14 protein-coding genes and 1 pseudogene are annotated in these 22,528 nt (G+C 61.1%); 11 read left to right on the top strand and 4 right to left on the bottom strand.

The genetic code is table 11. The features are described 5' to 3' along the window. Window positions 1-166: 166 nt before the first annotated feature. Window positions 167-298 (bottom strand): annotated as a pseudogene (locus D8779_RS18615) (benzoate/H(+) symporter BenE family transporter); the annotation flags it as partial. 430 nt (window positions 299-728) lie between these two features. Here D8779_RS18615 and D8779_RS18610 point away from each other — a divergent pair. Further along, window positions 729-1,889, top strand: a complete 1,161-nt coding sequence (locus D8779_RS18610; protein WP_136665961.1) for a hypothetical protein — start codon at window positions 729-731, stop codon at window positions 1,887-1,889. 158 nt (window positions 1,890-2,047) lie between these two features. Here D8779_RS18610 and D8779_RS18605 read toward each other — a convergent pair whose 3' ends face one another. The 3 genes from D8779_RS18605 to D8779_RS18595 all read right to left on the bottom strand — a co-directional run bounded on the left by D8779_RS18605 (window position 2,048) and on the right by D8779_RS18595 (window position 4,461). Continuing rightward, window positions 2,048-3,244 (bottom strand): benzoate/H(+) symporter BenE family transporter, encoded by a 1,197-nt coding sequence (locus D8779_RS18605; RefSeq protein ID WP_136665960.1) that lies wholly within the window; start codon window positions 3,242-3,244, stop codon window positions 2,048-2,050. Continuing rightward, window positions 3,244-3,855, bottom strand: a complete 612-nt coding sequence (locus D8779_RS18600) for a LysE family translocator (RefSeq protein ID WP_136665959.1) — start codon at window positions 3,853-3,855, stop codon at window positions 3,244-3,246. Before D8779_RS18600 ends, D8779_RS18605 begins: the two co-directional genes overlap by 1 nt. A 150-nt stretch (window positions 3,856-4,005) precedes the next feature. After that, window positions 4,006-4,461: a MarR family transcriptional regulator gene (locus D8779_RS18595; protein WP_136665958.1), complete on the bottom strand. Its 456-nt coding sequence runs from the start codon at window positions 4,459-4,461 to the stop codon at window positions 4,006-4,008. 110 nt (window positions 4,462-4,571) lie between these two features. On the opposite strand from D8779_RS18595, the gene D8779_RS18590 reads away from it, so the two are divergent. The 10 genes from D8779_RS18590 to D8779_RS18545 all read left to right on the top strand — a co-directional run bounded on the left by D8779_RS18590 (window position 4,572) and on the right by D8779_RS18545 (window position 22,378). Further along, window positions 4,572-5,732 carry an aminotransferase-like domain-containing protein gene (locus tag D8779_RS18590; RefSeq protein WP_136665957.1) on the top strand — a complete coding sequence of 387 codons (1,161 nt, stop codon included), beginning with the start codon at window positions 4,572-4,574 and terminating at the stop codon, window positions 5,730-5,732. Between the two features lie 30 nt (window positions 5,733-5,762). Further along, window positions 5,763-6,365 carry a glutathione S-transferase family protein gene (locus D8779_RS18585; RefSeq protein ID WP_136665956.1) on the top strand — a complete coding sequence of 201 codons (603 nt, stop codon included), beginning with the start codon at window positions 5,763-5,765 and terminating at the stop codon, window positions 6,363-6,365. Window positions 6,366-6,493: 128 nt separating this feature from the next. Further along, entirely contained in the window at window positions 6,494-8,434 is a 1,941-nt protein-coding gene (locus D8779_RS18580) for a DEAD/DEAH box helicase (protein WP_136665955.1), read from the top strand. A 275-nt stretch (window positions 8,435-8,709) separates the two neighbouring features. Continuing rightward, entirely contained in the window at window positions 8,710-9,882 is a 1,173-nt protein-coding gene (locus D8779_RS18575; RefSeq protein ID WP_136665954.1) for an isochorismate synthase, read from the top strand. Next, a complete protein-coding gene (locus D8779_RS18570) occupies window positions 9,879-11,504 on the top strand; it encodes a (2,3-dihydroxybenzoyl)adenylate synthase (RefSeq protein WP_136665953.1) in 1,626 nt (541 codons plus the stop codon). The genes D8779_RS18575 and D8779_RS18570 overlap by 4 nt, the downstream gene beginning before the upstream one ends. A 13-nt stretch (window positions 11,505-11,517) precedes the next feature. After that, complete coding sequence (locus D8779_RS18565) at window positions 11,518-12,390, top strand: isochorismatase family protein (protein WP_136665952.1); 873 nt, start codon at window positions 11,518-11,520, stop codon at window positions 12,388-12,390. Then, window positions 12,387-15,488 (top strand): non-ribosomal peptide synthetase, encoded by a 3,102-nt coding sequence (locus tag D8779_RS18560; protein WP_136665951.1) that lies wholly within the window; start codon window positions 12,387-12,389, stop codon window positions 15,486-15,488. The genes D8779_RS18565 and D8779_RS18560 overlap by 4 nt, the downstream gene beginning before the upstream one ends. Before the next feature lie 11 nt (window positions 15,489-15,499). After that, window positions 15,500-16,258: a 2,3-dihydro-2,3-dihydroxybenzoate dehydrogenase gene (dhbA, locus tag D8779_RS18555; protein ID WP_420875614.1), complete on the top strand. Its 759-nt coding sequence runs from the start codon at window positions 15,500-15,502 to the stop codon at window positions 16,256-16,258. A 70-nt stretch (window positions 16,259-16,328) separates the two neighbouring features. Beyond that, complete coding sequence (locus D8779_RS18550; RefSeq protein WP_136665949.1) at window positions 16,329-20,891, top strand: non-ribosomal peptide synthetase; 4,563 nt, start codon at window positions 16,329-16,331, stop codon at window positions 20,889-20,891. Beyond that, complete coding sequence (locus tag D8779_RS18545; RefSeq protein ID WP_167492598.1) at window positions 20,888-22,378, top strand: amino acid adenylation domain-containing protein; 1,491 nt, start codon at window positions 20,888-20,890, stop codon at window positions 22,376-22,378. Before D8779_RS18550 ends, D8779_RS18545 begins: the two co-directional genes overlap by 4 nt. Window positions 22,379-22,528: the final 150 nt, after the last annotated feature.

The raw sequence follows: 22,528 nt of genomic DNA, 5'->3' as shown, positions 1-22,528 counted from the left end.
GCGTGAAGAAGAGGGGCGACAACTATGGCGGCTTGGAAGCACGTGCCATTTAAGATCGCAATGAATCGCCCCTGATTTTGCTAGGTACGCCAGAATAGCTGCTTCTGGCCGATTTCTACTGGTCACCTGGGTGCTAATCAGTGGCGAGCGCAGCGATACCCATCAATCAAGCATCCCGCTTACCCCAGTTGAGAATGGCTAGCGTGAGCAGCCCCGCAATAATCCCCCAGAACGCCGAACCCACTGAAAACAACGTCATGCCTGAGGCGGTCACCAGAAAGGTGATTAGCGCCTGGCTTGGGTAAAACCCTGCGTGGCATGCGCGCCAAGCTCAAGGATGTGCTGCCCAAGCGTCAGCGCGGCTGATTTAGCGGCGTTAACAAAAACGGGCTTATGCGTGATGCATAACCCGTTTTTTATGGCCGCGCTCCCCTAAGGAGAATGTTTTAACGGCTAGCTTGTACTTCGTTCGCCCCGGTTAAAGCTGCTCTGAACCGCTCTTCTGTCTTAGTTCGGAAGACCTGTAGGTGAGTAAACGAGTCGCAGCCATGATCTAAAGTGGCTGCCCCCAAGCATCCTTGCTACTGCTGAACAAACCTTGCTGCCAAACTTCTTCCGTTTAGTAGTTGGTTTGTTGGAAGCGCACGATTTCAATGCTTGTTAGGGCGATGGACGCATGGGGTGCCTTAGGACATGATGCAAAAAATAGTCATGGAAGATCCTGCGTCATGCCTGCTATTGCCGCTGAAAATCGAGTGAGTACCCGCACACGCATACTGGCCTATGCGCTGCTTGGCTACATTGCCTTAATGGTCTTGTTCGGGCCTTCCATTGCTGAGCTTGGATTGGAGGCTTTGGGTTGTCCTGGGCGTCCAGGCTCTAGTGAAACTGGTTGCCAGGGGCTCGCGATGCTGCCGGCTCAGGCACTTGCTCCTTGGTTGTCCGTTACTCCTCCCTTGGAGACGACGTTTTTGCTATTGCAGCAGATGTGGTTTTTGATTGCTGGGTGGGTGGGGCTAATTGTGTTCAGTGTGCGTTCTGATCGACGCCCGAAGCTACCAGTCGAGACGCAACACGAGGCATCAGTGGTTAGCGAACAGAGTGCTATCGCTTCGACTGGAAATATCTCCTATGCAGCGCAGCAGGCAGAATGGATTAGTCATAAGCAGGCAGAGCAAGCCCAGGAGCGGGAGACGGAGCAGCTGTCGTTATATCGGCGATTGCTGGCGGAGGGCACGCTGTGGGGCTCGCTCTCGATAGTTTTCATTTTCATGCTTGCAGGGCTAGCTGTATTTTGCCTGGCGCTGGGGACGCCCCTTGTCGGCGGCCTTAGCGCGCAGAGTCTGTTACATACGTTTGGCTGCTCTAATCAGTCGTTGATGGCCTCCAACCCCTTGGGCGGCTTTTGCGGATTCTGGACTGATCGACTCGAACCCTATCAAAGGCCTTGGTTTGGCGCGCTTTTTTCACCCTTTTGGTTATTTACCCAGTTTTCGGATGTGCTGCTTATTTGGACGGCTTTGATCCTGCTCCTGGCGCTAGTTTTCGTGTACCGCGTTGGCTGGTCAATGGTGTTCAAAAACACTTCGCCGTTTTTGAAAGTTGTTGGATTTGTTTTTTTTGGCGCCGCTTTGTTGGGTCAGCTTTACCAGCTATCTAGAGATACCTCGCAAGTTGTCCAGTCATTTGGCAGCTCTGGCTTGGGCTCGGCAGTGAATGTCGTTGAGATGGTTTTCTTGGCAGGTACTGTAATCGTGCTGGTGGTGATCGCAGGTCTGATCGCGCTGATCGTATTAGCTATTACCTTGAGTAGGGAACTTACACGAAGGCGCGCTCAGACTCGCTCGGTAAAAACCACACCCGTAAAGCGCAAACCTCCATCCTTATGATGGGTGTCGAGACCCGAAGCAGAGCTGCGTGGGAGGGGCTTTAGCCGCGATATGAATCATTAAAGGCCCGCCGCTAAACCGCCCCCCACATTAGCGCTGTCCTAAAGTCTGCGTCCGGTAACCCGGTAGGATGGGTCGAGCGCAGCGACAGCCATCAATCAAGCATCCCGCTTACCCCAGTTGAGAATCGCCAGGGTCAGCAACCCCGTAACAATCCCCCAGAACGGCGAACCCACTGAAAACAACGTCATGCCCGATGCGGTCACCAGAAAGGTGATCAACGCGGCTTCGCGTTCTTTCGGCTCGCTCATGGCTTGGGTCAAGCCGCCGATGATTGAGGCGAACAGGGCGAGCGCGGCGATGGAGAGAATTAGCGCCTTCGGCAGGGCGGTAAACAGCGCGGCCAAGGTGGCGCCAAAGATTCCGGCGATGCCGTAGAAAATGCCGCACCAGATTGCAGCGGTGTAGCGTTTGCGCGGGTCTTCGTGGGCTTCCGGGCCGGCGCATATGGCGGCACTGATCGCTGCCATATGGATGCCGTGGCTGCCGAGTGGGGCGAGCAGGATCGAGGTCAGGCCGGTTGTGGTGAGCAGTGGGCTGGCCGGCACGTCATAGCCATTGGCACGCAGCACAGCCATGCCCGGCAGGTTCTGCGAGGCCATGGCGACGATAAACAGCGGAATGCCGATGCTGATGACGGCGGCGAGGGAGAAGCTTGGCGAGGTCCACTCTGGCACCGCCAGTTGCAGTTCGAACTGCTCGAAATTCAGTAAGCCGAACAGCCCGGCCAGCACGCTGCCCACGATCAGCGCGGCGAGCACCGCATAACGTGGTTGCAAGCGCTTACCCAGCAGATAGGCCAGCAGCATGGCGCTGACCAGCAGCGGTTGTTGCTCGGCAGCTACACAAATCTCAAGACCGATCTTGAACAACACGCCGGCCAATAGGGCGGCCGCCAAGGAACCGGGGATGCGGCGCATTATGCGGTCGAAACTGCCGGTCAGGCCGATCAATACAATCAAGCCTGAAGCGACGATATAGGCGCCAATCGCCTCGCCATACGGCACGCCGGGCAGACTGGTGATCAGCAGTGCGGCGCCAGGGGTGGACCAGGCAATCATGATCGGCGCGCGGTAGCGCAGCGACAGGCCGATGCAGCAGATGGCCATGCCAATCGACAGCGACCAGATCCACGAAGAAATCTGTCCATTGCTCAGGCCAGCGGCTTGGCCGGCCTGGAACATCAGCACCAGTGAGCTGGTGTAGCCGGTGAGCATGGCGATAAAACCGGCAACGACTGCCGAGGTCGAGGTGTCGGCCAGCGGGCGCAGGCGCGGTTGCGTCGAGTCGTGCATCAGAACAATCCCGTGTCCGCGACGATGGGATACAGCGACGCCACCAGCAACAGCGCCATGCCGATATTAAAGATGCGTAAGCGCCGCGCATCCTGCAGCCAGTTGCGCAATAGGCTGCCAAGCACGGTCCAGACGCTCATGGTCGGGCAATTGACCAAGGCAAATAGCCCCGAGATTAACAGCACATTAACCACGAAATTTTCCTGGGGCGTGTAGGTGGTGATAGCGCCAATAGCCATGATCCAGGCCTTGGGGTTGACCCACTGGAAGGCCGCCGCTTGCAGAAAGCTAAACGGCTTACCGCTGGCCGAGGCTTGGCTGTTTGGTGCGCCGGCATTGGCGATCTTCCAGGCCAAGTAGAGCAGATAGGCCGCGCCGACATAGCGCAGCACGCTATACAGCAGCGGTACCTGTTCGAATAACTGGCCCAGACCTAGGCCGACCGATAACACCAACAGCATCAACCCCAAGCTAATGCCCAGCATGTGCGGCAGGGTGCGACGCAGGCCGAAATTCGCCCCGGAGGCCAGCAGCATGGTGTTGTTTGGCCCAGGCGTCACCGAGGTGACAAAGGCAAAGGCGACAAAGGCGATCAGCAATTCGAGGGTCATGGCGCAGCACTCAGAGGCAGTGCTGATCAGCCTAGGGACAGATGAGTAGGGCGTCGCGGTACAGCGATGCAGGTAATCAGGAGTACAGTTTTAAATTGTTTGGAGGTGAGGGCGGTACAGTTTCGCTGTCGCTGAATTGCAGGTAGCCTTTCAATCGTCACTGCTGAGGTTTTGCCGGCTGTTATCCAGCGCCTGGTTAACCTGTAGCCAGCCACTGACCGCGGTTTCTCCGGCTTCATCGAAGGCGCGCTGCAACAACTTGGCTTGTTCGCGGCGCAGGGCTTTTTCCAGTTTTGCCCCCTCGCGAGTAAAACCGAGCAAACGTTTGCGCTTGTCGTCCTCGGCGGTCAGGCTTTGCACCAAGTCCATTTCCAGCAACTGACGCAGCGGCGTGTTCAACGCCTGTTTGCTCACGCCCAGGTAACCAAGCAGTTCCTTCATGCTCAAGCCTGGGTACTTGGCAATAAAGAACAAGATGCGGTGGTGCACCCGTGACAGCCCCCGGCGCGCGAGCATTTCATCGGCCTTGGCGGTGAACGCCTGGTAGCCGAAGAAGAAGGCTTCCATCGCGGTTTGCTGGGTGGCGAGGTTGTTGAGATCAATCATTAAGGTCAAGCCTATTGACGTATCTGGGGTGGGCATCGTAATTTCAGTTCAACTGTATTTCGGTCAAACAGTTTGACCTATTTTTATTTGCCTTTGCTACCGGTGTATCCATGGCCTTCTCCGAACGTGTTGCCCGCCTGAAAAGCTCTTTGATCCGTGAAATTCTTGCCGCGGCGCAGCGTCCGGAAGTCATGTCTTTTGCCGGTGGCTTGCCCGCTGAGCCGATGCTGCCGAAGGTCGAGTGGGCGGATATGCCGGCCAGCATGGGTCAGTACGGCATGAGTGAAGGTGAACCGGCGCTGCGCGAGGCGATTGCCACTGAGGCGCGCGCCCTGGGCGTGCCTTGCGACGCCAGCCAGGTGTTGATCGTCAGCGGCTCGCAGCAGACGTTGGACTTGGCCAGCAAGCTGTTTATCGACCCGGGTACCGAAGTGCTGCTCGAAGCACCGACCTACCTGGCCGCGCTGCAAGCCTTTCAGCTGTTCGGCGCTGAGTGCATCGCCGTACCGCAAGAAGCCGATGGCCCGCAGATCGATGCGTTGCGTGAGCGTCTGCAGAACCACAAGCCGGCGTTTGCCTACCTGATCCCTACCTTTCAGAATCCTTCTGCCGTGCGCTACAGCGAAGCCAAGCGCGATGCGGTAGCCGCTTTGCTCGATGAGTTCGGCGTGACTCTGATTGAAGATGAGCCTTATCGCGAGCTGGTGTTTGATCAAGGCAGCGCTACGCCGATTGTCAGCCGTTTGCACAAGGCCAGTTGGATCTACACCGGCACCGTGTCGAAAACCTTGCTGCCGGGGCTGCGCGTCGGCTACCTGATCGCCACCCCTGATCTTTACCCCTATCTGCTGCGCCTCAAGCAGTCGGCGGATTTGCACACCAATCGCATCGGCCAGTGGCAAGCGCTGCAATGGTTAGGCAGCGAGAAATACCGTGGTCACCTGGCCGAGCTGCGCGACTTTTACCGCATCCGCCGTGATGCCATGCAGGCGGTGCTGGAAGAGCACTTTAGCGATCTGGCCGATTGGCAGATTCCCCAGGGAGGGCTGTTCTTTTGGCTGACCCTGAAACAACCGCTGGACACCCGCACGCTGCTGGCGCCAGCCCTGGCGCAGAACGTGGCGTTTATGCCGGGCGAACCGTTCTTTATTGACCCGGATGCGCATCCCGGCCATCTGCGCCTTAACTTCAGCCACGTCGCGCCGGAGCGTTTAGCTGAGGGCCTGAAGCGCTTGGCTGAGGTCATCCGTCAGGCGCAGTCAGCGATTTAACAGGGTTAAACCAATTTAGGAGGAGGGCATATGCTCAAGGTGTATGGCGATTATCGTTCGGGCAACTGCTACAAGATCAAGCTGATGCTGCACCTGCTGGACTTGCCCTATGAGTGGATAGCGGTCGACATCCTCAAGGGTGAAACCCAGAGCGAAGCCTTCCTGGCCAAGAACCCCAACGGCAAGATCCCGGTGCTGGAGCTGGAAGACGGCACCTGCCTGTGGGAGTCCAACGCCATCCTCAACTTCTTGGCTGACGGCAGCAGTTTTTTGCCGACTGAGCCGCGTCTGCGCACCCAGGTGTTGCAGTGGCAGTTCTTCGAACAATACAGCCATGAGCCCTATGTCGCGGTGGCGCGCTTTATCCAGCTTTACCAAGGGCTGCCCGAGGCGCGGCAGGCTGAATACCAAGAGTGTCATGTGCGTGGCCACAAAGCGCTCAAGGTGATGGAGAAGCAGCTGCAGCGCACCTCTTACTTGGTGGGAGAGGATTTCTCGATAGCGGATATCGCCTTGTATGCCTACACCCATGTGGCCGATGAAGGTGGTTTCGATCTGAGCCCTTATCCGGCCATTCGTGACTGGCTGGCGCGGGTTGCCAGCCATCCGCGTTATGTCGGTATGCTCGACTGATCAAGCGCTCAGCCCATGACCTGCGTGTCATGGGCTGAGCATGCTCAAAGCATCTCATCTGTCAGTCGCCAGCTCCGGGTAAAAAGCACTTATCATTCAATGATCTATCTACATGACTGGGTCGCTGAATGCCTTCTGCTGTTCAGCGCTACAAGCGGCGCATTGCGGCTGCTCTGGCGCGCTATTTCCCTCATACCACCGCGTATTTGCGGGCCGAGCATGAAGCGACGGCTCCGTTAAAGAAATCTGCTGGGCGAGCCAAGCAGGCGGCCGCAGGTAAAGCAGCCAAGTCGAGCACCACAAACCCGCCGACTAAACCTCGTCGCGCGGCCAGCAAAACCAGTACCTCAGGTATTTACGGGCCGGCCATGCTGCCGGTCGATGCGGCGCAGAGCCAGTCGATGCGCGAGCAGGTAGCGCGCGCCGTAACGGCAGGCTTGCTCAGCGCTCCTTCGGATGAGCAGTGGGCGATGATTCTTAGCCCGGATCCACTGACGCGGATCTTCGCTGGCGCCGGTTCAGGTAAGTCCACCTCGCTGGTGCTGCGGGTGGTCTTTATGCTTTGCCACCTGGGCATCAAGCCTGAGCAGTTGACGGTGATTTCCTTCACCAATGCCTCCTGCGCTGAGTTACGCCAGCAGTTGCTCAAAGTGCTGGGCTTCTTCGACTACCCATTTGATGAGTCTCAGGCGCGCCAATGCGTGCGCACCTTCCATTCGGCCATGGGCGCTATGGCCAAGAGCATGCTCGATAACCCACGCTGGTTTGAGCAGTTGGATGACAAGCAGGCGGCAGGACGTGAGCTGGATAACCCGCTGATGGCCAGCCGCTTACGCCCGGCGCAGCAACGGTTGCTAAAGCAGGCCTACCAGCAGTGCTATGCCGAGCAGCCGCTGTTCCGTCAGCAGGTGCACAACCTCTTGCAACTGCCGCTGCCGCAGAGTGATGACAAACGCCAGCCCAAAGCGCCGCTGGATGCCTTCAAGCTGCAAGGTGAGTTCAGTGTTGCGCCGCTGTATGAGGCGTTTTACGCCCAGGCTGGCTTTATCGAGAGTATTGGTATCGACATCGCGACCTTGCAGCCGCAGGCATTGAGCTGTCCGGCGCAGGCGCGCAGCTTTAGTGAGGCGCTGGTGTTGTTCTGGCCGTACTTCGAACGTTGCCTGCACGAGCAGGGCTTGATGACCTTCAACGGCGCATTTCAACAACTGACGAGGCGGCTGAATGCAGGCGAGCAGGGCATCGCAGCCCAGGTTCTGGCGCCGTTCAGCCATTTGCTGATCGACGAGTTTCAAGACATCTCGCCGCAAATTGTGCAGTGGCTGCAAGCTGTACAGCGCGCTCAAACGCAGCAAAGCAGCGTCGTCAGTTTGATGGCGATTGGTGATGACTGGCAGTCGATCTACGGTTGGCGCGGCAGCTCGCCAGAGTTGTTTATCGATTTTGATCGGCACTTCCCGAGTAAAGGTCGCGCCAAGTGCAGCGCCGTATTGACCCTGGCCAACAACTACCGCTCGATTGAGCCGGTTATTCGCGACGCTGAAGCGCTGCTCGGCGGTGTGCAGCATAAACAGGCGAAAACCAGCCAGGCGATCAAGGTTACGCAGCCCGGTGATCACGGCGTGCGCTTGATCCAGCGCTTCGACGCCAAGAGCCGTTTGCCAGAGCTGCTCAAGCAGATCCAAGAGCAATGTGCCCACGCCGCTGCGCGCAACAGTGGCGAGCGTAACGCGGTGCTGTTGCTCAGTCGGCGCAACGAGCCGCTGCAGGCCATTACCGCGCAGCTGGATAAAAAACTGCCGGTCAAGGCCTACACCATCCACCGTGCCAAAGGCTTGCAGGCGGAAGTGGCAATCATCCTCGACGACTGCATGCCGGCCGAGCCGCACCCGCTGCGCAATGCGCTGTATGCCTACTCGGGTTTCTTTAAAAGCAGCTATGACCAAGCCATGCAGGATGAAAGCCTGCGCCTGGCTTATGTAGCCGTCACCCGTGGCGTTAGCCGGGTGTTCTGGTATTGCCAGAAAACCCAGGGGGCGACACGTGTTCTGGCGGCACGCGGTAAATAGCAGCAGCGCCGCGTGAAGTTTGCGCTGCGATGCTGTTATCAAATTGGTCAATGCGTGCGCAGTTATTCGCGCTGATCAGATCGCTGCACTTATCGTCCAAAGCCGTGTGTGGTCGACCCGTTCGCTGCGGATGGCCGCATATTCCGCGATTTAGAGTCAGCAAGGCCCAGGCTAGAGCCCTAGAAATAAATTGACGCAACTTCGTCGAGTGGTTAGTTTCGCCTCCTTTCAGTAAATGCTAATTGTTCGTATTAGCGTTATATGTGGAGGTGAGGGTGAATGCATTGACGCGTATCGCTCGTGGGGGCTCCCAGAGGAGCGATATCTATGCACCCACTTATCGGTTCTATTCCCCCGAAGGTGGGGTTGAGGCCAGCGGTTGTTTCAAGGCCATCGATACGCCGGCAGGTGAGGATGGGCAAGGGGTTGAAAGGGGCGTTGAGGCTGCATTTGCCGAGGCCAAAGCGGCTGGTTTGCAGCAGCCGATAGTGGTTGGGGTGATTCCTTTCGACAAGCAGCAACCCTCCAGTTTGTTTGTGCCGCGCCATGCTTCGCGCCTGCTGCCGGGCGCGCCGCCGACTACGGTGTACGGCTTCCCCTGTGGCAAGGCCCGCCACTGCACCGAACAGCCAAACCAGGCCGGTTTCAAGCAGGCTGTTGGCCGGGCGGTTGAGGTGCTGCGCGGCGGGCAGGTGAGCAAGGTGGTGTTGTCGCGGCTGTTGCAGCTGGAGTTCGACATTGCGCCCTGCGCCGCTACGGTGTTCCAAGGGCTGCGACAGCAGAACCCCGAGGCCTATCACTTCTCCATGGATCTGCCGGCTGGCGGTGTGCTGATTGGCGCCAGCCCCGAGCTGTTGTTGCGTCAGCAGGGCCGTCATTTCACCTCCAACCCATTGGCCGGCTCAGCCAAGCGCCTGCTTGATCCAGCGGCCGATGATCTGGTGGCGCAGGCGCTGCTGCGATCGAGCAAGGATCTGCACGAGCACCGTCTGGTGATCGAGGAACTGGAGCGCCAGCTGCGCCCGTTGTGTCGCAGCCTGAACGTTGCCCAAGAGCCTTCGTTGCTGAAGACCGCACGGCTCTGGCACCTGTCGACGCAGATCGCCGGCGAGCTGGCCACACCGGCCACGGCATTGAGCCTGGCCTGCCGCCTGCATCCGACGCCTGCGTTGTGTGGCTTTCCGACCGCAGCGGCCAAACGTTTGATCGCCGAGCTGGAGCCGTTCGACCGTGGCGTGTTTGGCGGCATAGTCGGTTGGAGTGATGCCGATGGCAACGGCGAATGGGCAGTGGTGATCCGCTGCGGCATCGTCGAGCACACCCGAGTCAGCCTGTTTGCCGGTGCGGGGCTGGTGACGGCGTCCTGTCCGGAGTCGGAGTGGCTGGAGACCGGCAATAAGCTCGGCACCATGCTCTCGGCCTTCGGCCTGGAACGGGAGGCGTTATGAGCTTGGTGCCATTTACGCCTTGGCCGGACGCGTTTGCCGAACGTTATCGTCAGGCCGGCTACTGGCGCGGTGAGCCGCTGACGCAGTTGCTTGAAACTCAGGTGCAGGCGCAGCCAGAGGCGATTGCGCTGATCTGTGGCGAGCGCCAGCTGAGCTATGCCCAGCTGGATGTACAAGCCACTTACCTGGCCCAGCGTTTAGCCAATCATGGTTTCGCTCCTGGTGATCGAGCCTTGGTGCAGTTGGCCAATAAGGCTGAGTTCTATGTCGTGTTCTTTGCTTTGCTCAAGGTTGGTATCGCTCCGGTTAACGCGTTGTTCAGCCATAGCCGTCTGGAGCTGCTGGCCTACGCTGGGCAGGTGCGGCCACGGCTGTTTATCGGCAGTCGCCAGCATCCGTTGTTTGCCGATGACGCTTTCCTCGGTCAATTGCAGGTCGCCATTCCAGAACTCGACACATTGCTGCTCGATGGCGATACCGACCCTGCACGCTCACTGAGTGCCTGGCTACAACCGGTAGCCGCGCAGCGTGCCTATGCGCCGACGCCGGCCGATCAGGTGGCGTTCTTTCAGCTCTCTGGTGGTAGCACTGGTACGCCGAAACTAATTCCGCGCACCCATGACGACTACGCCTACAGCGTGCGGCGCAGTGTTGAAATCTGCGCGTTCAACCGCGACACGCGTTATCTCTGCGCGTTACCGGCGGCGCACAACTTTGCCCTGAGCTCGCCCGGTGCACTGGGGGTATTCCAGGCCGGTGGCTGCGTGGTGCTGGCAGCTGATCCGGGGGCCGCAACCTGCTTCCCATTGATCGCCCGCCATCGGGTAAGTGTTGCCGCTTTGGTGCCGCCGGCCTTGTCGCTGTGGCTGCAGGCCGCTGCCGGGCAAGCGAGCGAACTGGCCAGCCTGCAGTTGTTGCAGGTCGGTGGCGCGCGTTTGCCCGAAGCGCAGGCACGGCGCATCGGCAGCGAACTTGGCTGCCGCTTGCAGCAGGTGTTCGGTATGGCCGAAGGCTTGGTCAATTACACCCGTCTCGATGATGACGAGGCGCATGTTTTCGGCACCCAGGGTTGCCCGATGAGCCCGGCGGATGAAGTGCGCGTGCTCGACCGTGACGACAAACCGGTGGCGGTTGGCGAGGTCGGTGCGCTGCTGACCCGTGGTCCCTACACCATTCGCGGTTACTTCCAGAGCCCGGCGCACAACGCCCAGGCCTTCGATGCCGAGGGCTTTTATCGCTCTGGCGATCTGGTGCGACTGCGCGCCGATGGCTACCTGGAGGTGGTCGGGCGGATTAAGGATCAGATCAACCGCGGCGGCGAAAAGATCGCCGCCGAAGAGGTCGAGAACCTGCTGATGGCCCATCCGTCGATCACCCACGCGGCGCTGGTGGCCATGCCTGACACGGCCCTGGGCGAGAAGAGCTGCGCCTTCGTGGTCAGCCGTGATCCTGCACTTAAAAGCATTGCCCTACGCAAATTTCTGCGCGGCCTGGGCGTGGCTGATTACAAGCTGCCCGACCGTTTCGAACAACTCGACCAGCTGCCCATGACCGCCGTCGGCAAGGTCGACAAGACCCGTTTGCGCCAGCGTATCGCCGCGCACCTGATCTCTATTGCATAAGGATTTTATTTTCATGGCTATTCCGGCTCTGCAGCCCTACCAAACCCCCAGCGAATGGGCGCCGAACAAGGTCAAGTGGACGCTTGATCCAGCCCGTGCGGTGCTGTTGATTCACGATATGCAGGCGTATTTCGCTGACTTCTGGGAGGCCGACAGCGCCTTTGTCAGCGCCCTGGTTGAACGCCTCGCAGCCGTACGCGCGCAGTGCAAAGCGCTGGGCATTCCGGTGGTGTATACCGCTCAGCCGGGTGTGCAAAGCGACGCCGAGCGGGCGCTGCTCAACGATATGTGGGGGCCGGGCATCACCCAACATCCTGAGCGCCAGGCGATCATCGCCGGCCTGGCCCCGGAACCGGACGACACGGTGCTGGTGAAGTGGCGCTACAGCGCCTTTCAGCGCTCACCGTTGGAGCACATGATGGCTGAGCTGGGCCGCGATCAACTGATCATCGGCGGCATCTACGCCCACATCGGCTGCCTGATGACCGCCTGCGACGCCTTTATGCGCGATATTCAGCCGTTTCTGTTGGCCGATGGCGTGGCCGACTTCAATCAAGCCGACCATCAGATGGCGCTGAATTACGTGGCAACCCGCTGCGGTCAGGTGGTGCGCTGCGTCGAGGTACTGAACTTAGGTCGAACTGCCGCACCCGCATTGACCCGCGCGGCCTTGCAGGCGCGTTTGCTGAGTTTGCTGGATGAGCTGGATGAGCCCTTCGACCCCGACGAGAACCTGTTGGACTACGGCCTGGATTCGATTCAGGTAATGGCGCTGCTCAGCGAGTGGCGCGCGCAAGGTCTGGAGCTGAGCTTCACCGATCTGGCCAAAACACCGACCCTGAACGGCTGGTGGAGCCTGATCGAACAACATGGCGGTGCCGCATGAGGGCGTTGGGTGTCGCCCAGCTGGGCCTGTGGCACGGCTATGTGCTGAATGAAGACCGCGCCATGTTCAATACCGCCGAATGCATCGCCTTCGCCGGCAAGATCCAGCCCGCGCAGCTGATCGCCGCGCTGCGCCAAGCAGTGAGCGAGTGCGAGGCGTTGTCCGGGCACTTTGTGGTGGATGGCGAACAAGTGTTGTTCAACCCTGTCGAGTTGCCGCTAAGCGTGGCGCAGTTGCACATTCCAACTGGGGTGGACGCCCAGGCTTGGGTGCAGCAATGGGGCATGACGGATATTCGCCAGGCGTTCGACCTGGAGCGCGAGCGGCCGTGCCGCTTCACCCTGTTGCAGGGCGAGCAGGTGGATTTTCTCTACGGCTGCATTCACCACATCGCTCTCGATGGCTATGGCAGCAACCTGCTGTATCAGCGCGTCGCTGATTTGTACGGCGCGGCGCTGCGCGGTGAGCCGGCTGCGCCTTGTGAATTTGGCGATTACACCGCCGTGCTGGTTGAAGATGCCGAGCGCGAAAGTCAGGGCCGTACGGCCACGGCGCAGGATTACTGGCGCGAACAACTTGGCGCGCTGCCCGAGGCGGTCAGCTTTAGCGAGCGGGTTGCGCCAATTTCGGCAACCTTCCTCCGCCATTCGGCAGCGTTGCCGTCGGTCTTATGGCAAGCGCTGAATCAACTGGCCGAGGCCAATAAAATCGGCTGGCCGGATCTGCTGCTGGCCGCGCTGTCAGCGCAGCTGCGTCAGGTCAGTGGCAGTGCGGCTCAAGTGCTCGGTCTGATGGTGATGAATCGCATGGGTTCGGCCTCGTTCAACGTGCCGTGCATGCAAATGAACATCGCGCCGCTGTGCCTCGATCTGAGCGATCAGGCGAATCTGATCGAAGCCGCGCAGAGCATCGGCAAGCTACGCCGCAGCAGCCGCAAGCATCAGCATTACCGCTACGAATCGCTGCGCCGCGACCTCGGGCGGGTCGGCGGGGAGCAGCGTCTGTTCGGCCCGTTGATCAACATCATGCCGTTTGATCGCCCGCAGATGTTTGGCGACTGCCCGGCGCGCACCTTGAGCTTGAGCGCCGGCCCGGTGGAAGACCTGACCCTGGAAGTGCACCTGGGCGCAGGTGGTGTGCCGCTGCTGGATTACGACGCCAACCCGGCGTGCTACAGCGCCGCGCAAGTACAGGCGTTACAGGAGGAATTATTCAGCCTGCTGGCCGCCTGGTTGCAAGCCCCGCAACAGCCGCGCGATCAACTGCTCAGCGCTTGGAGTGCGCAGTACCGCACGCAGCATTTACTCAGTGCGCCGGCCAGCGAGCAGGCGGCCATGGCTGAGGTGAGCAGCGTGCTGCTGGCCATTCGCGCCCAGGCCGAACGCCAGCCGCAGCACTTGGCGCTGTGCCAAGGCGAGCGCCAAATCACCTACGGCGAGTTGCAGGCGCAAGCGGAAACCATCGCCGCTGCCTTGAGTGAACGTGGCGTACAGCCAGGTGAGCGGGTTGGGGTGATGCTCAGCCGTAGTCCCGAGGCGATTGTCGTGCAACTCGGCGTGCTGCTGGCCGGTGCGGTGTATGTGCCGCTCGACCCGGAGCAACCCGGCGAGCGCCAGCGCTTGATCTGCGCCACGGCGCAGCTGGTGCTGGTGGTCACCGAGGCGGCGTTCCGCTATCGCCTGGCCGACAGCTACAGCGGCCCGATTGAACTGGCCGGCGTGCTGCACAGCGCCAATCGCCTCTGTGCGCCGCGTCAAAACGAGACTGCGGCCTACCTGATGTTTACTTCCGGCTCTACCGGCACGCCGAAAGGTGTGGAGATCAGCCACCGCGCGCTGGACCACTTTATCCAGGCCGCACGTTTGCGCTATGGCGTGGACGGCACGGATCGCATGCTTCAATTCGCCCCGTTTAATTTCGACGCCAGCATCGAAGAGGTGTTTGTCAGCCTCAGCGCCGGCGCAACTTTGGTGCTGCGTACCGATGCCTTGCTGGAGTCGATCAGCGCCTTTGTCGAAGGGCTGGAGCAGCTTGCAATCACTGTGCTCGACCTGCCGACCGCGTTCTGGAACGAGTGGGTAGTGGCCTTGCGGGCTGGCCTGGTGCGGGTGCCGAGCGGGCTGAAGAGCGTGATCATCGGCGGTGAGGCGGTTTATCCCGAGCAACTGGTGGCTTGGCAGGCTGCGGCGCCGGCGCATGTTCGTTTGATCAATACCTACGGCCCGACCGAAACCACGGTGGTGGCGAGCACCTGCGACCTGCAAGGCGTTGCGCCTGACAGCGCGAGCTTGCCGATTGGCCAGCCACTGGCCGCCGTCACGGCGCTGGTGCTGGGCCGTGGTGAGCGCCCGGCCGAAGAGGGCGAGCTGGTGCTGTGTGGCGCGCAATTGGCCAATGGCTACCTTGGCAGCGACTCGCAAGCCTTTGCCAGCGTACTGATCGGTACGCAAGCAACCCCGGTCTACCGCACCGGTGATCGAGTGCGGGTGGTGGACGGCCAGTTGGTTTACCTCGGCCGGCTGGATAACGAATTCAAAATCAGCGGTTACCGCATTCAGCCCGGTGAGGTCGAATCGCGTCTGTTGGCCTTGAATGGTGTCGACGAAGCCTGTGTGCAGGGCCTGGAGCTGGGCGGCGGCTTGCGCCGGCTAGTGGCCTTTATCAGTGGTCCGCGTGATGACCTGCGCGGCATTCGTCAGGAACTGACCAGGCTGCTGCCGGCGGCCATGGTGCCGACCGATTACCGCCATTACCCAGCGCTGCCGCGTACCGCCACCAACAAGCTCGACCGCAAGCGCCTGCAGGCGCAGTACCTGCAAGGCTCAAGTGATCAGGCGCTGGACGATGAGACTCAGCAACGGGTGCGCGCTATCTGGCAGCAGATTCTTGGCGTCAGCGCGATTCAGGCGGGCGACAACTTCTTCGAGCTGGGTGGGCAGTCGCTGCAAACCATCCAGATCGTCAACCGCTTGGCCAGTGAATTCGGCACGGCGGTGAAGGTTTCCGATGTATTCGACAACCCGCGTCTGGCGGACTTCTGCCACTTCCTCGACAGCCGCGTGCTGCAGAGCGATGCGCAGGTGGAACAGGTTTGGTAGGGAGCATGCAGATGAACAGGCAAATGGATTTCAGCGGCCAGACCATCTGGGTCACCGGGGCCGGCCAGGGCATTGGTCGCAGCGTGGCCGAGGGCTTTGCCCAGTTGGGCGGGCAGGTGATTGGCTTCGACCTGAACTTTCCCGAGCAGGATTACAGCTTTACCCGCTATGTGCTGGATATCGGTGATGCCCAAGCGGTGCAACAGGCCTGTCATGAACTCCTCGGTGCCCATGGGGTGATCGATGTACTGGCCAGCGTGGCCGGCGTGCTGCGTCTGGCGCCGATTGAGGAGCTGGCACTGGAAGACTGGGACGTTTGCCTACGGGTGAATGTCTCCGGGCCGTTCTACCTGCTGCGTCAGCTGATGCCGCGCTTCAAAGCGTGGCGGCGCGGCACGGTGGTGGCAGTAAGCAGTAACGCGGCGCATGTGCCGCGCATGCAGATGGCCGCTTACAGCGCATCTAAATCGGCCTTGAGCAGCTTGATTCGTACCGCTGGTCTGGAGCTGGCGAGCCATGGCGTGCGCTGTAATTTGGTCTCGCCGGGTTCCACCGATACGCCGATGCAGCGCGGCATGTGGCACAGCAGCGATGCTCCGGCGCGCACCATCGCCGGTTTCCCTGAGCAGTTCAAACTGGGCATCCCGTTGCAGAAGATCGCCACCCCAGATGAAGTCGCCAACGTCGTGCTGTTCCTGGCGTCGAACCTGGCCAGCCATATCACCCTGCAAGACATCGTGGTCGACGGCGGCGCAAGCCTGACCGACTAACTAAGTGCCTGTTTTTAACCCAGCAGGCCCGACGCGCAGCAGACCTTGAACAGGTTCTGAGAGGCAGTTTATGAGCACTAATATCATCGGCTTGTTGAACCAGCTGGCCCGCAATGGCGTGCAGCTGAGTTTGAATGCCCAGGGCCAGTTGGTTTCCCAATCGAGCAAAGACGCCATCACCCCAGAGCTGGGTCAACTGATCCGCGCGAACCGTGACGCCATCGTTACCTGCCTGGCCGCCGCCAGCGCCTTTGCCGCACCGATCCAGGCGCAGCATGCCGAAAGCGGGCCGTTGTCGTCGTCGCAGAGTGGTTTGTGGTTTATCGAGCAGTACGAAGAAAGCTCGCACCTGTACAACATGCCGGTGTACTTCCGCCTGAGCGGCGAGCTGGATGTGGCGGCGCTGGAGTTTGCTTTCGATGCGCTGGCTCAGCGTCACGCCAGCCTGCGTACGCGCTTTGTGCGCAATGAGCAGGGCCGTGGCGAGCAGCAGATTCTGCCGCACCAGTCGTGGCCGCTGGCGGTAGAGGATTTATCCGCACTCGCACCGCAGGCCCGCGAGGCGCGGGTGGCGCAACGGGTGCGTGAGGAAATCAGTCGGCCCTTCGATCTCACCACGGGCGAGCTGACCCGCGTGCACCTGCTGCGTCTCAGCGCGCGTGAGCATGTGCTGCTGATTACCCAGCACCACATCATCTCTGACGGTTGGTCGGTGAAGAATATGTTTGCCGATATTAAGGCCGCGTTTCTGGCCTTCCAGAATCGCCAGCCATTGAACTGGCAGGCACCGGCGCTGAACTACATCGACTACGCCAGCTGGTTTAATTCGCCGCTGTTTCGTGATTACCACGAGCAGTTCAAACCCTTCTGGGTCGAGCGCTTGCGCGGCATCGCCGATGTGCACAGCCTGCCATTGGACAAACCGCGCCCGGCCCATCAGGCCAGCGGCGGCGAGCTGGTGTTTTCGACCATCGACAACGCGCTGTGGGCGCGCTTCAAACAGCTGTGCCAGCAGCACAACACCTCGCCCTTTATCGGTCTGCATGCGCTGTTCGCATTGCTGCTGGCGCGTCATAGCGGCGAGCGCGACATCGTTATCGGTACGCCGCTGGCGTACCGCGAACGCGCGGATATCGAAGGGCTGGTGGGCTTTTTCGTCAACACCCTGGTGCTGCGCACCCAGCTGCCCGAGCAGCAGCCTTTTACCGAGTACCTGCAAGCCTGCCGCAAGGATGACCTGGAAGCCTTCGACCACCAGCTGTACCGCTTCGAGGCGCTCAGCGAGGCGCTCGGCATGGACCGCCACACGGCGATTAACCCGATCTTCCAGATCATGTTGGTGTACCAGGCGCGGGTCGATTTCAACGACTTGATCCCCGGCTGCCAAGCGGTCGAAGAAACTTCGCCAGTGTTGCCGGCCAAGACTGATATATCGGTCAAAGTCACCGAATTGATGGACTCAGTGCGGGTCGATTGGCTCTACGCCACGGCGCTGTTCGAACACGCCACGCTTGAGCGTTATGCCGAACGCCTGTTGCTGCTGCTGGAAGCGGTGGTTGAACAGCCGCAGATGGATATCTGGGCACTGCCGCTGCTCGATCAGCCACAGCTAGAAGCAACTGCCGCGTGCCTAGCTGCGTTGCCCCGCGAGTACCCTAACCGGCTTACGGCGCTGGGCTTGTTCGAGGACATGGCGCGGTTGCATCCGCAGCGGCCGGCGCTGGGTTTTGACGAGCAGGCGATGAGCTATGCCGAGCTGGATGCGCGGGCCAACCGTCTGGCGCATTGGCTGCTCAGCCAGGGTTACGGGCCGGGTGCGCTGTTGGGCGTGCTGGCGCGGCGGGAAACTGCCTTCGCGGTGGCAGTTATGGCCATCTGGAAAATCAATGCCGCCTACGTGCCGCTGGACCCGGCGTATCCGCGTGAGCGCTTGCAACACATTCTGAACGATGCCGGTATCGAACTGATCGTCGCTCAAGGCGAGCCGCCGTTCGTTCTGGGTGCCGGCGTGCGCTGGGTTGATCTGCTGGATGTCAGCGTACAGGCGCAACTGGATGGCATGCCGCCGACCTCGCCGGCGCTTGGTCACGATCCGCAGCAGCTCGCTCAGGTGATCTACACCTCAGGCTCCAGTGGTTTGCCCAAGGGCGTAATGGTCGAGCAGGGCAGCTTGGTCAACCTGCTGCAAGACCATGCCGCGCGCCTGCAACTGGGCCCCGAGGCACGCATGTTCAATTGCATGTCGCTGTCTTTTGATGCGGGCAACATGTGCGCGCTGCTGCCGCTGACCCAGGGCGCAAGCCTGGTATGGGGGGAGCCTGACGAGGGGCTGGTGGCGCAGATTCAGCGCAGTGCCAGCAGCCATATGATTTTCCCCACTGCCTTGTTCGCCACCTTGCCGGACTCTGCACTGCCGACCGTGCAGGCGATTGGCTTCGGCGGAGAGGCTTGCCCGGCCGGCTTGGTCGAGCGCTGGGCCGGGCGGCTGCGGCTGATCAATATGTACGGGCCGACCGAGGCCACGGTGACCGCGCTGTGCAAGCACCTGCAGCCGGGCAGCAGCCTGAGCATCGGTACGCCCATCGACGGCATGCAGGCGCTGATTCTCGATGAGTTGGGCAACCTCTGCCCGGTCGGTGTGCCAGGCGAATTGTGCCTGGCAGGTCTGGGGCTGGCGCGCGGTTATCTGAACCAGCCCGAGCGCACGGCGGCGGTGTTCCGCGAACACAGTGTGGCGGGTGTGAGCCTACGCCTGTACCACAGCGGCGACCGCGCACGGCTGTTGGGCAATGGCGACTATGAATACCTCGGCCGCCTCGATGAGCAGATCAAACTGCGCGGCTATCGCATCGAGCCAGGGGAGATCGAAGCCCAGCTGAGCCTCAGTTGCCCGGCGTTGCATCAGGTCAAGGTGCTGGTGCTGCGTGATGGTCAGCGTCAGGCGCTGGTCGCCTACGCAGTGCTCAAGCCGGATGCAGAGCAACCGTTGGTGGATGCGGTTCTGCATGACGTGGCGCAGCGCCTGCCGGAATACATGGTGCCCAGCAACCTGATGCTGCTTGAGCAGATGCCGCTGACGCCAAACGGCAAACTCGACCTGCGCCAGCTGCCGAAGATCGACCTGGCCGTCAACGGCGAGCACGCGCCGCCGGCCACGCTACTGGAGGCCGAGGTACTGGCCATCTGGCAGGACGTGCTGAGCCAACCGCTGGGGGTGCAAAGCGACTTCTTCCAGCTCGGCGGTGACTCGATCCTGAGTATCCAGCTGACCACACGCCTGCGCGATGCTGGCTATCCCTGCTCGGTCAAAGAAGTGTTTGAAGCCAAGACCGTGCGCCGCCTGTGCCGGGTCCTGAGCAGCGCCCGCGAGGCGGTTGCGGTACAGGCCGAGCAAGGCGTACTGACCGGCGAGTTGCCCTTGCAGCCGATTCAGCGCTGGTTCTACGAGCAACCGTTGGCCACTCCGCAGCATTGGAATCAGGGCGTGTTGTTGCGCTTGCCCGAGGACGTGGAGGTGCCGCAACTGCGCAGTTATTTGCAGCAGCTGTTGCAACATCACGATGCCTTACGCTTGGCCGTGACGCCGAGCAGTCAGCGCTATCTGGAGAACTTGCCGCTGGGTTCACCGGCGCTGCTGGACTACCGCGAGCTGGGCGAAACAGGCTTGCAGTTGGCCTTAACCAAGCTGCAAAGCCATTTCGAACCGATGCTGGGGCGCACGCTCTGCTGGGGCCTGGTGGAGAACCTACCGCAGGGCCGTGGACTGTTTATCGCCTGCCACCACTTGGTGGTCGATGCGGTGTCCTGGCGCATCCTCGCCGATGATCTGGCGCGCCTACACCGTGGTGAAGCGCTGCCGGCCAAGACCAGCAGCTACCGGCAATGGGGCCAGGGCTTGCTCGCTTATGTGCTGCAAGCCGGCGAACAGCTGCGCTTCTGGCGCGAGCGCATGGCTGGCATGGACTACCGGGTTGCGCCGGACTGGATCAGTGCCGAGCCGACCCAGCTGCATTTGCTTGAGCTGGAGCCAGAGCTGACTCGGCAACTCAGCCAGGACGCCACCCAGGTCTTTGCCTGCGAGATGCGCAGCCTGCTGTTGGCTGCGTTGACCCGCGCTTTGAGCGAGATGGGCCTGGGCCAACGTCAATGGATTCTGCTGGAAGGCCATGGCCGTGAGTCGATCGACCCAAGCCTGGACGTCAGCCGCACCCTCGGTTGGTTCACCAGCATGTACCCGTTGGTGCTGGATAATCAGGCCGATTGGGCGCAATTGATTGGCCAGTGTGATGAGCGCTTGCGTGAGGTGCCGGACAAAGGCGTCGGCTATATGCCACTGCGCGCTAGCCTGCAGGAACCTAACCCCTTGCCGTTGCCACCGGTGGCGTTGAACTACCTGGGCAGCGCGCGTAGCGGTCAGGGTGACTGGCAGCCGTTGCCCATCGCGCCGGGTCGGCCGAGTGCGGCGGACAATCGCTCGGCAGAGCTGATCAGCCTGCACGGTGGGATCTTCGATGGCCGCCTGACTCTGCGCCAGATTGGTTGCTTGCGCGGCGACCTCAGTGAGCAGTTGCTGCAACGTCTGCGTCAGCATCTGACTGAGCTGGCCCAACTGGCTGTGGCGGTGCCGGCATGACCGCCATGCAGCAGAATCTCGACGTGCCGCGGCTAAGCCCGCACTTGGCCCAGGTATTTGCCGAGCAGGCGCATGCGCCAGCGTTAGGCTGGGCTGGTGAGCGCTACAGCTACGCACGGCTGGCGGCGCGCACGGCGGCGATTTCCGCGCAACTGACCGCCCAGGGCGTGCCGGTGGGGGCGCGGGTTGGCCTGTATTTGCAACGCTCAGCTGATCTGTTGGCGGCGACGCTGGCGTGTCTGCATAACGGCCTGTGCTTTGTGCCGCTGGACCCGGAGTTCCCCCTCGAACGCTTGCAAGGCATAGCCGAAGACGCCGAACTGACGCTGGTGCTGCAAGATGCTGACAGCCAGGCCCGCTTCGCGGTGCCGAGCCTGCATTTGCAGGCGGGAGAGGCCGGCGAGTTGAGCTGGCCGGCGCGGGACGAACAACTGCCGGCTTATATGATGTTTACCTCGGGCTCCACCGGGCGCCCCAAAGGCGTGGTGATCAGTCGCCGCGCCCTGGCTAATTTTCTTGGCGCCGCCAGCCGGCGCTTGCAGCTGGGTAGCGCCACCCGTTGGCTGTTTATCACCACCCCGGCTTTCGATATCTCCTTGCTGGAAATGCTCGGCCCGCTGTGGGCGGGTGGTGCGCTGGAGGTGGTCGGCAACCCGGCGTACAAAGACCCGGACGCGCTGCTCGCGCTCTTGGCGGCGCGTCCCGAAATCAACACCCTACAAGCCACCCCAGCGTTTTGGCGCATGCTGCTTAAGGCCGGCTGGTCAGGGCGATCCGGCTTGACCGCGCTGTGCGGCGGTGAGGCGTTGGATGCGCCCTTGGCCGAACGTCTGGCGCCGCTGGTGGGCCAGCTGTGGAATTGCTACGGCCCCACCGAGGCCACCGTTTGGTCGCTGATGGCGCAGGTGCAGTTGCCGTTGGGCGAGCAGGGCGTGCTGCTACGCCAGTCCCTCGACGGCTATCGCCACTGGGTGCTGGATGAGGCGGGTGAAGCGCTGGCGATGGGTGGCGAAGGCGAACTGTGTATCGAGGGGCCATCGCTGGCCAGCGGCTACTGGGCGCGCGCCGACCTGACTGCGCAGAGCTTTATTAGCTGGCAAGGCCGCCAGCTGTATCGCACCGGCGACCGCGTGCAGCGGGTCGGAGAAGATGCTTATCGTTACCTGGGGCGGCGCGATGAGCAGATCAAACTGCGCGGCTTTCGCATCGAACTGGGCGAAATTGAAGTCAGTCTGCGCCGTATCGACGGCGTGCAAGACGCCGCAGTGCGGCTGCACGGCAGCGGCGATGAAGCCAGCCTAGTGGCGTATGTGGAGCTGCGCGAGGGCGGTGGTTTAGGTCGTATGGCGATCCGCAGGGCGCTGCAACAGCGTTTGCCGCACTACATGATCCCCACGCGCATTATCGTGCTCGACAGCCTGCCGAAAACAACCAGCGGCAAGCTGGATAGAAAGCGCCTACCGGCGCCTGAATCGCTACAGCCGTAGCGGCAGCAAGCGGTCTCTGTAGGAGGGGCTTTAGCCGCGAGCTTTCTGCTCAAATAGCTCGCGGCTAAAGCTCCTCCCACCGGTTATGCAGGCCGTAGGATGGGTTGAGCCTGCGATACCCATAATGACCAAGCCGGTGATGGGTATCGC

This window comes from Pseudomonas leptonychotis (assembly GCF_004920405.1).
GTDB classification, from domain to species: domain Bacteria; phylum Pseudomonadota; class Gammaproteobacteria; order Pseudomonadales; family Pseudomonadaceae; genus Aquipseudomonas; species Aquipseudomonas leptonychotis.
Note: the sequence above shows the minus strand (reverse complement) of the source record. Positions and strands in the feature narration are given on the sequence as shown.

Bases quoted from the DNA above. Each gene is read 5' to 3' on its own strand.
- D8779_RS18580 (WP_136665955.1), top strand. From the start codon at position 6,494: ATGCCTTCTGCTGTTCAGCGCTACAAGCGGCGCATTGCGGCTGCTCTG.
- D8779_RS18585 (WP_136665956.1), top strand. From the start codon at position 5,763: ATGCTCAAGGTGTATGGCGATTATCGTTCGGGCAACTGCTACAAGATC.
- D8779_RS18595 (WP_136665958.1), bottom strand. From the start codon at position 4,461: ATGATTGATCTCAACAACCTCGCCACCCAGCAAACCGCGATGGAAGCC.
- D8779_RS18545 (WP_167492598.1), top strand. From the start codon at position 20,888: ATGACCGCCATGCAGCAGAATCTCGACGTGCCGCGGCTAAGCCCGCAC.
- D8779_RS18565 (WP_136665952.1), top strand. From the start codon at position 11,518: ATGGCTATTCCGGCTCTGCAGCCCTACCAAACCCCCAGCGAATGGGCG.
- D8779_RS18550 (WP_136665949.1), top strand. From the start codon at position 16,329: ATGAGCACTAATATCATCGGCTTGTTGAACCAGCTGGCCCGCAATGGC.
- dhbA (WP_420875614.1), top strand. From the start codon at position 15,500: ATGAACAGGCAAATGGATTTCAGCGGCCAGACCATCTGGGTCACCGGG.
- D8779_RS18610 (WP_136665961.1), top strand. From the start codon at position 729: ATGCCTGCTATTGCCGCTGAAAATCGAGTGAGTACCCGCACACGCATA.
- D8779_RS18605 (WP_136665960.1), bottom strand. From the start codon at position 3,244: ATGCACGACTCGACGCAACCGCGCCTGCGCCCGCTGGCCGACACCTCG.
- D8779_RS18570 (WP_136665953.1), top strand. From the start codon at position 9,879: ATGAGCTTGGTGCCATTTACGCCTTGGCCGGACGCGTTTGCCGAACGT.
- D8779_RS18600 (WP_136665959.1), bottom strand. From the start codon at position 3,855: ATGACCCTCGAATTGCTGATCGCCTTTGTCGCCTTTGCCTTTGTCACC.
- D8779_RS18560 (WP_136665951.1), top strand. From the start codon at position 12,387: ATGAGGGCGTTGGGTGTCGCCCAGCTGGGCCTGTGGCACGGCTATGTG.
- D8779_RS18590 (WP_136665957.1), top strand. From the start codon at position 4,572: ATGGCCTTCTCCGAACGTGTTGCCCGCCTGAAAAGCTCTTTGATCCGT.